This window comes from Mesorhizobium tamadayense, from assembly GCF_003863365.1.
Taxonomy (GTDB): Bacteria; Pseudomonadota; Alphaproteobacteria; order Rhizobiales; family Rhizobiaceae; genus Mesorhizobium; species Mesorhizobium tamadayense.
The window spans coordinates 52186-63881 of record NZ_RQXT01000043.1 but is presented as its reverse complement, the minus strand read 5'-3'; the positions used below and the strand labels follow the sequence as shown (position 1 = coordinate 63881).

At 64.4% G+C, this 11696-nt stretch carries 14 protein-coding genes and 2 pseudogenes; 12 read left to right on the top strand and 4 right to left on the bottom strand.

Going from position 1 to position 11696, the window contains the following annotated elements:
• Nucleotides 1–300: 300 nt before the first annotated feature.
• Nucleotides 301–480: a YdcH family protein gene (locus EH240_RS27470; protein WP_125004486.1), complete on the bottom strand. Its 180-nt coding sequence runs from the start codon at nt 478–480 to the stop codon at nt 301–303.
• A gap of 235 nt (nt 481–715) precedes the next feature.
• On the opposite strand from EH240_RS27470, the gene EH240_RS27465 reads away from it, so the two are divergent.
• Entirely contained in the window at nt 716–919 is a 204-nt protein-coding gene (locus EH240_RS27465; protein ID WP_027166663.1) for a YdcH family protein, read from the top strand.
• A gap of 29 nt (nt 920–948) precedes the next feature.
• On the opposite strand, the gene EH240_RS27460 is transcribed toward EH240_RS27465, so the two are convergent.
• On the bottom strand, nt 949–1746 hold the full coding sequence (locus tag EH240_RS27460; protein WP_125004484.1) for an IclR family transcriptional regulator: 798 nt from the start codon (nt 1744–1746) through the stop codon (nt 949–951).
• Between the two features lie 159 nt (nt 1747–1905).
• Here EH240_RS27460 and EH240_RS27455 point away from each other — a divergent pair, with 159 nt between their 5' ends.
• The 6 genes from EH240_RS27455 (at nt 1906) to EH240_RS27430 (ending at nt 6730) form a co-directional block, all read left to right on the top strand.
• Nucleotides 1906–2736 (top strand): transporter substrate-binding protein, encoded by an 831-nt coding sequence (locus tag EH240_RS27455; RefSeq protein ID WP_206075330.1) that lies wholly within the window; start codon nt 1906–1908, stop codon nt 2734–2736.
• Nucleotides 2737–2861: 125 nt separating this feature from the next.
• Nucleotides 2862–3527: an amino acid ABC transporter permease gene (locus EH240_RS27450; protein WP_125004480.1), complete on the top strand. Its 666-nt coding sequence runs from the start codon at nt 2862–2864 to the stop codon at nt 3525–3527.
• The gene (locus EH240_RS27445; RefSeq protein WP_125004478.1) at nt 3527–4177 is read left to right on the top strand and encodes an amino acid ABC transporter permease; all 651 of its coding nucleotides are present in this window, start codon (nt 3527–3529) and stop codon (nt 4175–4177) included. The genes EH240_RS27450 and EH240_RS27445 overlap by 1 nt, the downstream gene beginning before the upstream one ends.
• Before the next feature lie 4 nt (nt 4178–4181).
• The gene (locus EH240_RS27440) at nt 4182–4976 is read left to right on the top strand and encodes an amino acid ABC transporter ATP-binding protein (RefSeq protein ID WP_125004476.1); all 795 of its coding nucleotides are present in this window, start codon (nt 4182–4184) and stop codon (nt 4974–4976) included.
• Nucleotides 4977–5043: 67 nt separating this feature from the next.
• Entirely contained in the window at nt 5044–5505 is a 462-nt protein-coding gene (locus EH240_RS27435) for a RidA family protein (RefSeq protein WP_125004474.1), read from the top strand.
• Nucleotides 5506–5524: 19 nt separating this feature from the next.
• Nucleotides 5525–6730, top strand: a complete 1206-nt coding sequence (locus EH240_RS27430) for an aminotransferase class V-fold PLP-dependent enzyme (protein ID WP_125004472.1) — start codon at nt 5525–5527, stop codon at nt 6728–6730.
• On the opposite strand, the pseudogene EH240_RS39245 reads toward EH240_RS27430, so the two are convergent.
• Nucleotides 6650–7594, bottom strand: a pseudogene (locus EH240_RS39245) (LysR family transcriptional regulator). The gene EH240_RS27430 and the pseudogene EH240_RS39245 sit on opposite strands and share 81 nt — an antisense overlap.
• Nucleotides 7595–7652: 58 nt before the next feature.
• Here EH240_RS39245 and EH240_RS27420 point away from each other — a divergent pair.
• The 3 genes and pseudogenes from EH240_RS27420 (at nt 7653) to EH240_RS27410 (ending at nt 10029) form a co-directional block, all read left to right on the top strand.
• Nucleotides 7653–8359: pseudogene (locus EH240_RS27420) on the top strand (SDR family NAD(P)-dependent oxidoreductase).
• 99 nt (nt 8360–8458) lie between these two features.
• A complete protein-coding gene (gene purE, locus EH240_RS27415; protein ID WP_125004470.1) occupies nt 8459–8956 on the top strand; it encodes a 5-(carboxyamino)imidazole ribonucleotide mutase in 498 nt (165 codons plus the stop codon).
• Entirely contained in the window at nt 8953–10029 is a 1077-nt protein-coding gene (locus EH240_RS27410; RefSeq protein WP_125004468.1) for a 5-(carboxyamino)imidazole ribonucleotide synthase, read from the top strand. Before purE ends, EH240_RS27410 begins: the two co-directional genes overlap by 4 nt.
• Before the next feature lie 8 nt (nt 10030–10037).
• Here the strand turns inward: EH240_RS27410 and EH240_RS27405 are convergent, their stop codons facing one another.
• Nucleotides 10038–10451 (bottom strand): lysozyme inhibitor LprI family protein, encoded by a 414-nt coding sequence (locus EH240_RS27405; RefSeq protein WP_125004466.1) that lies wholly within the window; start codon nt 10449–10451, stop codon nt 10038–10040.
• 242 nt (nt 10452–10693) lie between these two features.
• Between EH240_RS27405 and ykgO the strand changes: the two genes are divergently transcribed.
• Nucleotides 10694–10819, top strand: coding sequence for a type B 50S ribosomal protein L36 (ykgO, locus tag EH240_RS27400; protein WP_125004464.1), 126 nt, complete (start codon nt 10694–10696; stop codon nt 10817–10819).
• Nucleotides 10820–10986: 167 nt separating this feature from the next.
• Complete coding sequence (locus tag EH240_RS27395) at nt 10987–11607, top strand: tetratricopeptide repeat protein (RefSeq protein WP_125004462.1); 621 nt, start codon at nt 10987–10989, stop codon at nt 11605–11607.
• Nucleotides 11608–11696 lie beyond the last annotated feature (89 nt).

The following is an 11696-nucleotide window of genomic DNA, read 5'->3' as shown; positions in this document are numbered from 1 at the left end:
GCGGGCGACCGGGCAAATCGGCTGCCCGGCTAGGCATGTCGCCCGAAAGTGTGCTGCGGTTTCGGGACAAAGACATGCTTAAAATCAAAGACCTAAAGCAGGTCGTGTGAATCCTTTCTCACGCGAGCTGCTTTAGCTACTGGGACCATAAGTCCCTGCTCCGGCTTCGAAGACGCCAATTACGCCGCCGCTGCCAAGATCGACCTAAATCCGGGGTAAACGCTATGCACCGGTGGCATGGTAGCAGCCACCGGGAGGATGATTGCGCCGCAAATGGCGCGCTTGTTGTCTAGAGGAGCTTCAGTGTGTCGTCGGTTTCGCCTTGAGCTTTTCAATCTCGTCCTTGATTGCCAACTTGCGCCGCTTGAGATTGGCGATCTCGAGGTCGTCTACCGAGGGATGCGCCATCGCATCGGTAATTTCGCGCTCGATGTCGCCATGCTTCCGCTGCAGCTCATCAAGATGGGACGCAAGAGACATGATTGGTTCTCCCTTTCATGGTTTCCTCGATTGCAGCCGTCGCACGCACGTCCACCGCAGGTCGCTACTGTGACGGCACCATGACAGTTTGCCACCAACCAATCCCGATGTCGAATGCCGCGTGGTAGCATTCCACGACAATGTGAAATGTGATATTGGCTGCGCGCCGGTCACAAACCCACCGGCCCCGCCCAGACAGGCCCATCTTGGGCGACGCATACGCAGACGGTAGATAATGTCCGAACAGGAACAGGCTGAGATACGCCTAGAATATTCCCGGCTCAAACAGGAACACGCCGATTTCGACGCCGCCATCAATGCGATGATCGCCATGGGTTGCGACCCGCTCCAGATCCAGCGCATGAAGAAGAAGAAGCTCCTGCTGAAGGACCGGCTGATGGCGCTGGAAGACCGCATCATCCCCGACATCATCGCCTGAGCGGAAACTTCCTTCCCGCTTAAGCCCGATCACGAGATCGAAAGCCGCGCCGCGCGCTCGCGCAGCAGCGCAACCAGCTCGCCTGTGCGCTCCTCCGACGTGTCGATCGGGACCACCAGGCACATCGTCGCCTCGACCTTGCCGGGCGCTGAAAAGACCGGTGCCGCCAGGCATTTGGTGTAGGCGTCGACAAGGCCCGAGGTCACGCAATAGCCGCTGACGCGGGCTTTTGCGATGTCTTCGATGAAGTCTTCGAGCTCGATCTTGCGGCCGTCCGGCAGCACGAGGTCATCCTCCGAGATTATTGCCTCGATCCGGCTGCGTTGGAGGCCGGCAAGCAGCAGCCGGCCGGAGGCGGTCCAGGGCAGCGGTATCTGCAGGCCGGTGGCCGAACTGATGCGGAACGGCCTCATGCCGGGGCTCGAATGGACGATCGTGTAGCGGCCGCTCTGCAGCATGCAGAGCTCGGAAGTCTCGCCCGTCTCGCGCGACAGCGTGTCGACTTCCTGCCGTCCGCGCCGCAACAGGTCGTTGCCGCGCATATAGGCCATTCCATAGAGATAGAGCTTCTTGCCGAAATAGACGCGGTTGCCGTCGCCGGCCATCTCCAGGAGCCCGGCATCGACCAGCTCGCGCACCAGCGTGTAGGTCGTCGAGCGCGGGGCGTTCAGCCCCTTGGCCAGCTCGCCAATGCCGATCGCGCGCTGTGTGGCGTGCAGGAACTCCAGAATGTGCAGCACCCGGTTGAGGCCCTTTTCGCGTGAGCTCCCGGGCCTCTCCTCCGGACTTGCCGCCTGCCATTCGGATAGCGCTTTGCCATCTTGCATTGTCGATTCCCGGTGTTAGTATCTGTCTTGTACAGGATACATGCGTCTCTTGTAAGAGACATTATCGATTACCGACGCGTGTATTCACAGGGGAACACAACACAAAAGGAGGTCGCCGTGAACGACACATCCGGAAGACGTGATTTTCTGAAATTGGGAATGGCGGGACTGGCAACCGCCGGCGCGCTGACCGCTATCAGCGCCGAGAAGGCCGCCGCGCAAGCCGCGTCTGACAGTGTGCTGCGCACCGCGCTCGATCGCGGCAAGCTGATCGTCGGCACCGGCAGCACCAATGCGCCGTGGCATTTCGAGAACGATGCCGGCGAGCTGGTCGGCATGGACATCACCATGGGCCGCATCCTCGCCAAGGGCCTTTTCGATGATCCGACCAAGGTCGAGTTCGTCATGCAGGATCCGGCGCAGCGCATCCCGAACGTCACCACCAACAAGGTCGACATCACCATTCAGTTCATGACCATGAGCGCGCAGCGCTCGCAGCTCATCAACTTCTCCAGGCCCTACTATGTCGAAGGCGTCGCGCTGCTGACGCTGCCCTCTTCCGAGAACAAGACCTTCGACAAGCTGCTTGCCGGCGGTTCGGCGACGCGCATTTCGATCCTGCAGAACGTCGATGCCGAAACCTCCGTGCATTACGCCTTGCCGCAGGCGCAGGTGATGCAGATCGACACCCAGGCGAACGTCTTGCAGGCGCTGGAATCGAAGCGGGTCGACGCCGCCGCGGTCGACCTCTCCACCGTGCGCTGGCTCGCCTCGCGCAATCCGGACAAGTATTTCGACGCCGGCAAGAGCTGGTATTCGATGCTCTACGGCGCGGCATTGAGGCAAGGCGACCTCGACTGGCTGACCTTCGTCAATCAGACTTTCACCATCGCCATGTTCGGCCATGAGACGGCGCTCTACGATGCCGCTTTCAAGGAATATTTCGGCCAAGAGCCGCCGCCGCGCCATCCGGGCTTCCCGGTCATCTGACCGGGCCACTCTGACAAAGCCGGCGGGAGGACCAAGCAAACCATCCTTCCGCCCGTTTCTCCTCGACACAGGCCTGGCGAGTGGCGGATGCTCGATCCGTCATCGCTGGCCATTGAGACGGACGCATGGGCTACACGCTCAATTTCAACCTGATCTGGCGGCATTTCGACAAGCTGTGGGGCGGCCTGCTGCTCAGCTTGGAGCTTGCCGTGATCTCGATCGCCATCGGCATCGTCATCGGGCTGGTGCTGGCCGTCTGGTACGTGTCGGCAGGGCGCGTCGTGCGTGGCGTCATCGCGGCCTATGTCGAATTCATCCGCAACGTGCCGCTGATCCTGCTGGTCTATCTGGTCTTCTACGGCCTGCCGACCGTCATCGACGTCGCCTACAGCGCGCAGACTTCCTTCGTTGCCACGCTTGCGCTCTATAGCGGCGCCTACCTGGTCGAGGTGTTCCGCTCCGGTCTGGAGGCCGTGCCGCGCGGCCAGATCGACGCCGGCAAGGCGATCGGCCTGACGCCCTGGCAGCGGCTGATCCATGTGCGCCTGCCGACGATGATGCGCATCACCCTGCCCGCGCTCTCCAACACCTTCATCTCGCTGTTCAAGGACACGTCCGTCGCTTCCGTCATCTCGGTGCCGGAGCTGACCTATGGCGCGCAGTGGATCAACTTCAACACATTCCGCATCGTCGAGGTCTATCTGGTGGTGACGGCGATGTATCTGGTGACGGGTTACGCCCTTCTCTTCGCGCTGCGGCTTGTCGAGCGCTGGTACAGGACGGCGCGCTGATGCTTGGCCAGATCGCCTATGCCCTGCCGTTCCTCGCCGAAGGCTTCGCGCTGACGCTCTGGGTGTCGTTGCTGGTCGTGGTGCTTTCGCTGATCGCCGGCGTTATCCTCGGCGTCGGCCTCGTCTACGGCCCGGCGCCGCTGCGCTGGGCGGTGCGCATCTTCAGCGACACCATCCGCGGCATCCCGATCCTGGTGCTGATCTTCTTCGTCTATTACGGCCTCCCTGCCGTCGGCGTGCATCTTCAGTCCTTCTGGGCCGCGGTGCTGGCGCTGACCCTGTTCAAGACCGCGCAGGTCGTCGAATATCTGCGCGGCGCGGTCGCCTCTATTCCCAAGGGCCAGTCGGAAGCGGCGATGGCGATCGGCCTGACCTTCCGCCAGCGGCTTGCCTACGTCATCTTCCCGCAGGCCTTCCGCCGTTTCCTGCCGCCCTGGATCAACGGCGTCACCGACGCGGTGAAGGGCAGCGCGCTGGTCTCGCTGCTCGGCATCACCGATCTGATGCAGGCCATCAACCAGGTCATCGGCCGCACCTATGAGGCGATGCCGCTCTATATCCTCGGCGCCCTTCTCTACTTTGCCGTCAACTACGCGCTTTCATACGCCAGCCGGCGGCTTGAGCAGCGCTTCACCTTCATCCGGGAATAGCACGATGGCCACCAGTTCCAGCGACAGCCCAGCGCTTCTCGACATTGCCGAGGTCTCGAAATCCTTCGGCTCCGTCGAGGTATTGCGCTCTGTCAGCCTCAAGGTGGCGAAGGGCGAGGTGGTCACCGTCATCGGCCCGTCCGGCAGCGGCAAGACGACGCTGCTGCGCTGCGTCAACTTCCTCGAAAGCTATGACAGCGGCTCGATCCGCATCGACGGCAGGGAGGTCGGTTTTCGCGACGGCGGCGCGCGCCAGCGGCGCAGCGAGCACGACTTGGCCGCCATGCGCGCCGAGACCGGCATGGTGTTCCAGAGCTTCAACCTGTTCCCGCACCTGACGGCGGCCGGCAACATCATGCTCGGTCTCACCAAGGTGCGCGGCAAGAGCAAATCGGAGGCGCGGGCGATCGCCGAGCACTGGCTTGGACGCGTCGGCCTCGCCCACAAAGCCGACAGCCTGCCCGCCGAGCTTTCCGGCGGCCAGCAGCAGCGCGTCGGCATCGCCCGCGCGGTCGCCATGGAACCGAAGATCCTGCTGCTCGACGAGATCACCTCGGCGCTCGATCCGGAACTTGTCGGCGAGGTGCTGGCGGTGGTGCGCAGCCTGGCCGAGGACGGCATGACCATGGTGATGGTGACGCATGAAATGGCCTTCGCGCGCGACGCGTCCAGCCGCATCGTCTTCATGGCCGATGGCGGCGTCAGCGCCGTTGGCCCGCCGAAGGAGGTGCTCGCCGCAGAGACCACCAACGAGCGCCTCCGCTCTTTCCTGGCGCGTTTTCGTGCCTCGCAGTTCTGACATCGGCGGCGAGAGCCGTTCATTGTCGACAACGGATGGCTGAAGCCATCCTAGGGAGCCTTCTTCCATGACGCCTTACATCCGGCTCGCCGAACTCGGCCTGACCTTGCCCGAGCCGCCGACGCCCATCGCCAACTTCGTCACCCATGCCGAGAGCGGCCGGCTGATCTTCCTGTCGGGGCAAGGACCGCTGCGCGCCGACGGCACGCTTTGCACCGGCAAGGTCGGCGAGGACGTGACCGTCGAGCAGGCCTATGAGCATGCCCGCCTCACCGGCCTCAATTTGCTTGCCGTCATGCACGCGGCGGCGGGCGACCTCGGCCGGATCGTGCGCGTGGTGAAACTGCTCGGCTTCGTCAACGCGACACCGACCTTCAGCGACCACCCGAAAGTGGTCAATGGCTGCTCCGACCTGTTCGCCAATGTCTTCGACCGGATCGGCGGCCATGCGCGCTCGGCGATCGGCGTCGGCTCGCTGCCTGGAAACATCACTGTCGAAATCGAAGCGGTCGTCGAGATCGCCGCCTGAACTCACGGGACCTCTCGCCATGAAAACCATTTCCGAAACCGGCTCCAACACCACCATCCGCGAACGCCTGGGTTTGAGGCCGATCATCAACGTCTCCGGCACGATGACGACCTTAGGGGCCTCGATCATCGTCCCCGAGGCAATCAGCGCCATGGCCGAGATCGCCTCGCAATGGGTTGAGATGGACGATTTGCAACGCGCCGCGAGCGCCATTGTCGCGCGCCTCACCGGCGGCGAGGCCGGCTTCATCACCGCCTGCTGCGCCAGCGGCATCACCATGGCCGTCGCCGGCGCGATGACCGGCACCAATCTGCTCGCGATCGAACGTCTGCCGGACGACACGGAAGGGCTGAAGTCGGAGGTTGTCATCCAGCTTGGCCACATCGTCAACTACGGCGCGCCGATCGACCAATCGGCCCGGGTCGCCGGCGCCAAGGTCGTGCCGGCGGGCACCGTCAGCGTCACGCAGGACTATCATGTGCGCGAGGCGATCAATGAGCGCACGGCGGCAGCACTCTACGTCGTCGCGCACCACACGGTGCAATACGGCATGCTTTCGCTGGAGGAATTCTGCGAGACCTGCCACGCCAAGGGCGTTCCGGTGATCGTTGACGCGGCGTCCGAATACGATCTGCGCAGCTTCCTCGCGCGCGGCGCCGACATCGTGGTCTACAGCGGCCACAAATTCCTGAGCGGCCCGACCAGCGGCATCGTCACCGGCCGCAAGGATCTGGTGCGCGCCGCCTATCTGCAGAACCGCGGCGTCGCGCGGGCCATGAAGGTCGGCAAGGAAAGCATCGCCGGCACCATGGCGGCGCTCGAAGCCTGGGAAAAGCGCGACCATGCCGGCATCCGCCGGCGCGAGGAGGCGGCACTCAACCTGTGGAAGGAGGCGCTCCAGGGCATTGCGGGCATCGGCGCGCAGATCATCCCTGACCCGACCGCCAACCCGCTCGATCGCCTGCAGGTTTTCGTGCGGCCCGAAAGCCGCTTCACCGCCGCCGGCCTCGCCTCGGCTTTAGCCGCCGGCTCGCCGCCCGTCATCGTGCGCAACCACGAGGTCGAGCGCGGCCATTTCTTCCTCGACCCCTGCAACCTCCATCCCGGCGAGGCCGAGATTGTGGCGGAGTGCTTGCGCGCCGTGCTAACGGCGAAGGAACGACCGGCGGATGCGATGAAAGCGGCGCGCAAGGATTCGGCTGGCACGCTGCGCTGGCCGGATTAGCGCCGTCCTGCAACTACCTCGACAGTGCCGCCATTCGGCCTGCGAGGAAATCGACGAACAGGCGGGCCCGGACCGGCAGCTGCCGCCCGAACGCATGCACGATGTGGACCGGCATGGTCGGCATCGCCACCCGGGCAGGATGCGAACCAGGCGACCGGCATCGAGATCGTCCTGCACCGCAAACTGCATCAGATGAGCGATGCCGGCACCGGCAAGCGCCGCCTGCCGGATGGCGCCACCGTCGTCGGTGTCGAAGCGCCCGTTCGGCACGATCTGCGTGCCATCCGCGAAAGTGACGGGATACGGCCGCCCTGCCATCTGGTGGCGGATGAAGTCGTGGTCCTGCAGCGCATCGATCTAGGCCGGCTGGCCCCGCCGCTCGATATAGATGGGCGCGGCGACCAGTACGATCGCCAGATTGGCGATCTTGCGGGAGACGAGACCGGTGTCGGACAGGTCGCCTATGCGCACCGCCATGTCGTAGCCCTCACGGATCAGGTCGGCATGGCGGTCGGTAACGCAGAGCTCCAGTTTCAGCTCGCCATGTTGCGATAGAAAGAGCTGCGCCCATGAGGCGATCAGGCCGCGGCCGAGCTCGACGGGTGCGGTGACGCGCAGCAGACCCCGCGCCGTATCGGCCATCTGGACGATATCTTCGGCGTCGTCGAGCGCCCTCAGCAGCGGCGCGACCCGCTCGTAATAGGCGATGCCTTCGCTGGTCAGCCCAAGGCGGCGGGTCGAGCGCTGGATCAATCGTACGCCCAGCCGCCGTTCCAGCCGCGCCACGCTTTTCGATACCGCCGACGGGCTGGAGCCGAGCAGACGGCTGGCTGCGTGAAACGAACCGGCATCGACGGTGCGCACTCCTAATACGCCTTCCGATCATCACCAGATACCACTCATCACGGACACAAGGAGAGATTTGACGAGCAGACTGGCTGAAAAGGTCGCTATCGTCACCGGCGCTTCGAAAGGCATAGGCGCCGCCATCGCCAAGGGGCTGGCGGCAGCCGGCGCCGCCGTGGTCGTCAACTACGCCACTTCCAAGGAAGGCGCCGACCGCATCGTTGCCGGGATCAAGGAAAACGGCGGCCGGGCGATAGCCGTCCAGGGCGACGTCTCGCTGGGCGACGACGTGCGCCGTCTGTTTGAGGCGGCGAAGTCATCCTTCGGCACCATCGACATACTGGTCAACAATGCCGGCGTGTTCGAGTTCGAGCCGCTGGAAGCCGTGACCGAGTCCGAGTTCCACCGCCAGTTTGACACCAATGTGCTGGGCACGATCCTGACCATCCAGGAAGCGGCGAAACATTTCGGCCCGGCTGGCGGCAGTGTCATCAACATCAGCTCGATCGCCAGCCTGAACCCGCAACCCAATTCGCTCATCTATGCCGCAACCAAGAGCGCGGTGGATTCGATCACGCTGTCGATGTCCAGGGAGCTCGGGGTTCGCAACATCCGCGTCAACGCCATCGCTCCGGGCGGCGTCGACACCGAGAGGCTGAAGCGGGTTGGCGTCGTGGGCAGCGAGTTCGAGAAGGAAATGCCCGAGTCGCGGTCTTTCTCGCTTCCGACGATGCGTCCTGGCTGACCGGCGAGCGCATTGCCGCCTCTGGCGGCTGGCGATAGGCGTCGCCGGGAGCATCGATCGTGCCCAAACGCGTCCGAATCCTTGCGGCTCCCGGCGAATTCCGCTAAGGCGCGCCTTTGCCGCCGGGGAGCGATACCTTGACCGATCAGCGTGCCGACGTCGCCATCATCATGGGCAGCCAGTCCGACTGGGCGACGATGCGCCAGGCGGCGGAAACGCTGGATGTGCTGGGCATCCCGCACAAGCGGCTGATCGTCTCGGCGCACCGCACCCCCGACCGCCTCTATGAATTCGCCAAGGGCGCCAAGGCCGCCGGCTACAAGGTGATCATCGCCGGCGCCGGCGGCGCGGCGCACCTGCCTGGCATGACGGCGGCGATGACGCCGCTGCCCGTCTTCGGCGTTCCGATCGAATCCAAGGCGCTGTCCGGCCAGGATTCGCTGCTCTCCATCGTGCAGATGCCGGCCGGCGTCCCGGTCGGCACGCTGGCGATCGGCAAGGCGGGCGCCGCCAACGCGGCGCTTCTGGCCGCCGCGGTGCTGGCGTTGAGCGATGAAAAACTCGCCACCCGGCTCGACGCTTGGCGCGCCGCCCAGACCGCCAAGGTCGCCAACGAGCCGGCGGATACGCCGTGAGCCTCGCCCCGGGATCGACGATCGGCATCATCGGCGGCGGCCAGCTCGGCCGCATGCTGGCGATGGCGGCCGCTCGCCTCGGCTATCGCACCATCGTGCTGGAGCCGCAGGCCGATTGCCCGGCGGCCCAGGTCGCCAACCGGCAGATCGTCGCCGCCTATGACGATCCCGCGGCACTTGCCGAGCTGGCCGCCGCCAGCGCCGTCGTCACCTACGAGTTCGAGAACGTCCCGGTTGCGGCGGCGGAGACGCTGGCCGCGCGCGTTCCGGTTCATCCGCCGGCGCGCGCGCTCGAAGTCGCGCAGGATCGCGTGGCCGAGAAGAATTTCCTGAACGGCGTCGGCATTCCCACGGCCCAATTCTGCCCGGTCGACAATGACGATCAGCTGACCGAGGCGCTGAAGAAGTTCAGCGGCAGCGGCGTGCTGAAGACGCGGCGCCTGGGTTATGACGGCAAGGGCCAGCGCGTCTTCCGCAATATGGAAACCGGCGGCTTTGCCGGCACCTGCGAGGCGATGGGCAATGTACCGCTGATCCTCGAATCGCTCGTCGACTTCGAACGCGAGATTTCGGTGATCGCCGCGCGCGGACAGGACGGCTCGGTCGCCGCTTACGATCCGGCCGAGAACGTCCATCGCGACGGCATACTGCGCAGCTCGACCCTGCCGGCAGGGATAAGGCCGGAGACCGCTGCGGCAGCGCAATTGGCGGCCGCCAAGATACTGGCGGCGCTCGACTATGTCGGCGTCGTCGGCGTCGAGTTCTTCGTGCTTGCCGACGGCTCGCTTCTGGCCAACGAGCTGGCGCCGCGCGTCCACAATTCCGGTCACTGGACGGAGGCCGCCTGCATCGTCTCGCAGTTCGATCAGCATATCCGCGCCGTCGCCGGGCTGCCGCTTGGCTCGCCGGCCCGGCATTCCGACTGCGTCATGCAAAACCTGATCGGCAACGATATGCTGAACGTGCCGGCGCTGCTCGCCGAGCCCGACCTGATGCTGCATCTCTACGGCAAGTCGGAGTCCCGCCCTGGCCGCAAGATGGGCCATTTCACCCGAATCCGGCGTCGCAGTTAATTCCGCGACTACTGCATATCCTCGTCCTCGTCCGGGCTGGCGCAGCTCGGATCGCCTTCCTGGCAATTGGTGCCGGAGGTGAGCTGCTTGGTGCGCTCATTGGTCAACTGCGTCAGGCACTCCGAGACCTCCATCGGATGGATGGAGCCGCCCTCGCTGTCGACGGTCGAATAGGCGCATTCGGCATCGCGAAAGGCGATCCAGGCGCGCTGCGCCGTCTGCAGCAGCTTGTTGGCCTTCTCATCATTGCTGCCCACGAGGTCCTTGTAGGCGTTGAGCTTGGCATCGGCGGCCTGATAGCCGGTATCGGCGCAAATGGTCATCATCGACTGGCTGTCGTCGCTGCGGTCGCATTCCTGCGCCCAGGCAGCCGGGGCGGTTGCCAGAAGGGCGATGCAGGCTGACAAGAAGAGGCGGCGCATGCTGGATCTCCAATCGCTTTGCGTCGGCCCAGCATTCCAGCCGCTCCCGAGTCGCGCAATGCGGCGCGATCCGGATGGCGAATATTTGATGAGCGCGCCAGTTGCGGCATCCGAGTTGCGCGCTTGCGGTTGACACGGGCGAGGCTCCTCGTTTATGAGCCACGCAAGTTCAAAGGCGCGCTTTTCTGGGCGCGCCTTTAAAATTCGGCCCGGGACCGGGCCCCGACCGAACAGGCTAGACCATGAAGATCAAGAATTCGCTCAAGGCGCTCAAGGCGCGTCACCGCGACAACCGGCTGGTTCGCCGCAAGGGACGCGTCTACATCATCAACAAGACCGCCCCGCGCTACAAGGCGCGCCAGGGCTGAGCCTTGCGCGGCTTGATGCATGTTGCCCAAAAGCGCGTAGCGGTTTTGGGAGAACGATATGCGTAAAAACAAAGAGGCCGCGCCGCGCTGATGTCGATTGCCGGTCCGCCGGCCCTCTCACGCTAAAATCATTTTGACGATCCGCCGTCCGGCGTTAGATTCCGGCGATGCGGATTCTTTTTGCTTCTTTCGCCGCCATCCTCCTCGCCTGCGCTGCCTCGCCTGCATCGGCCGAGGACCAGGTCACGCGGCCGCCTGCCGCCACGCCGCCGCCGGCCATCACGCAGCCGCCGGTCGCCTCGACCAGGCAGGGGCGCCTCGACCAGCTCTTTGCCGATCTCAGACGCGAGCGCAATGAAAAGGCCGCCGAACGCATCGCCGGCCGCATCTGGAACGAGTGGAACCAGTCGGGCAGCGCCTCGATCGACCTGATGATGCAATGGGTGCAGAAGGCGACGGAAGACCAGAAATTCGACGTCGCGCTCGATTTCCTCGACCAGGTGGTGACCTTGCAGCCCGATTATGCCGAAGGCTGGAACCGCCGCGCCACCGTGCATTTCCTGATGAAGAATTATGGAAAGTCGATGTCGGACATCGACCACACGCTGCATCTCGAACCGCGCCATTTCGGCGCGCTCTCCGGCCTGGCGCAGATCATGGCCGAGACCGGCCACAAGCAGTCGGCGCTGGAAGCCTGGCAAAAGGTGCTCGCCATCTATCCGATGATGCGCAGCGCCCAGGACCAGGTCTCGACGCTGTCGGAAGAACTCGCCGGCGAAGGCATTTGATTCCTTTAAGGGAGTAAGGCGGTAGGGTAGAGATTGGCTGGGAAACACCTGCCCTACTGCCCTACTGCCCTACTGCCCTACTGCCCTAC

Excerpts from the sequence above, each read along its gene's own strand:
- EH240_RS27470 (WP_125004486.1), bottom strand. The coding sequence starts at position 480 with ATGTCTCTTGCGTCCCATCTTGATGAGCTGCAGCGGAAGCATGGCGAC.
- EH240_RS27465 (WP_027166663.1), top strand. The coding sequence starts at position 716 with ATGTCCGAACAGGAACAGGCTGAGATACGCCTAGAATATTCCCGGCTC.
- EH240_RS27460 (WP_125004484.1), bottom strand. The coding sequence starts at position 1,746 with ATGCAAGATGGCAAAGCGCTATCCGAATGGCAGGCGGCAAGTCCGGAG.
- EH240_RS27455 (WP_206075330.1), top strand. The coding sequence starts at position 1,906 with ATGGCGGGACTGGCAACCGCCGGCGCGCTGACCGCTATCAGCGCCGAG.
- EH240_RS27450 (WP_125004480.1), top strand. The coding sequence starts at position 2,862 with ATGGGCTACACGCTCAATTTCAACCTGATCTGGCGGCATTTCGACAAG.
- EH240_RS27445 (WP_125004478.1), top strand. The coding sequence starts at position 3,527 with ATGCTTGGCCAGATCGCCTATGCCCTGCCGTTCCTCGCCGAAGGCTTC.
- EH240_RS27440 (WP_125004476.1), top strand. The coding sequence starts at position 4,182 with ATGGCCACCAGTTCCAGCGACAGCCCAGCGCTTCTCGACATTGCCGAG.
- EH240_RS27435 (WP_125004474.1), top strand. The coding sequence starts at position 5,044 with ATGACGCCTTACATCCGGCTCGCCGAACTCGGCCTGACCTTGCCCGAG.
- EH240_RS27430 (WP_125004472.1), top strand. The coding sequence starts at position 5,525 with ATGAAAACCATTTCCGAAACCGGCTCCAACACCACCATCCGCGAACGC.
- EH240_RS27405 (WP_125004466.1), bottom strand. The coding sequence starts at position 10,451 with ATGCGCCGCCTCTTCTTGTCAGCCTGCATCGCCCTTCTGGCAACCGCC.
- ykgO (WP_125004464.1), top strand. The coding sequence starts at position 10,694 with ATGAAGATCAAGAATTCGCTCAAGGCGCTCAAGGCGCGTCACCGCGAC.
- EH240_RS27395 (WP_125004462.1), top strand. The coding sequence starts at position 10,987 with ATGCGGATTCTTTTTGCTTCTTTCGCCGCCATCCTCCTCGCCTGCGCT.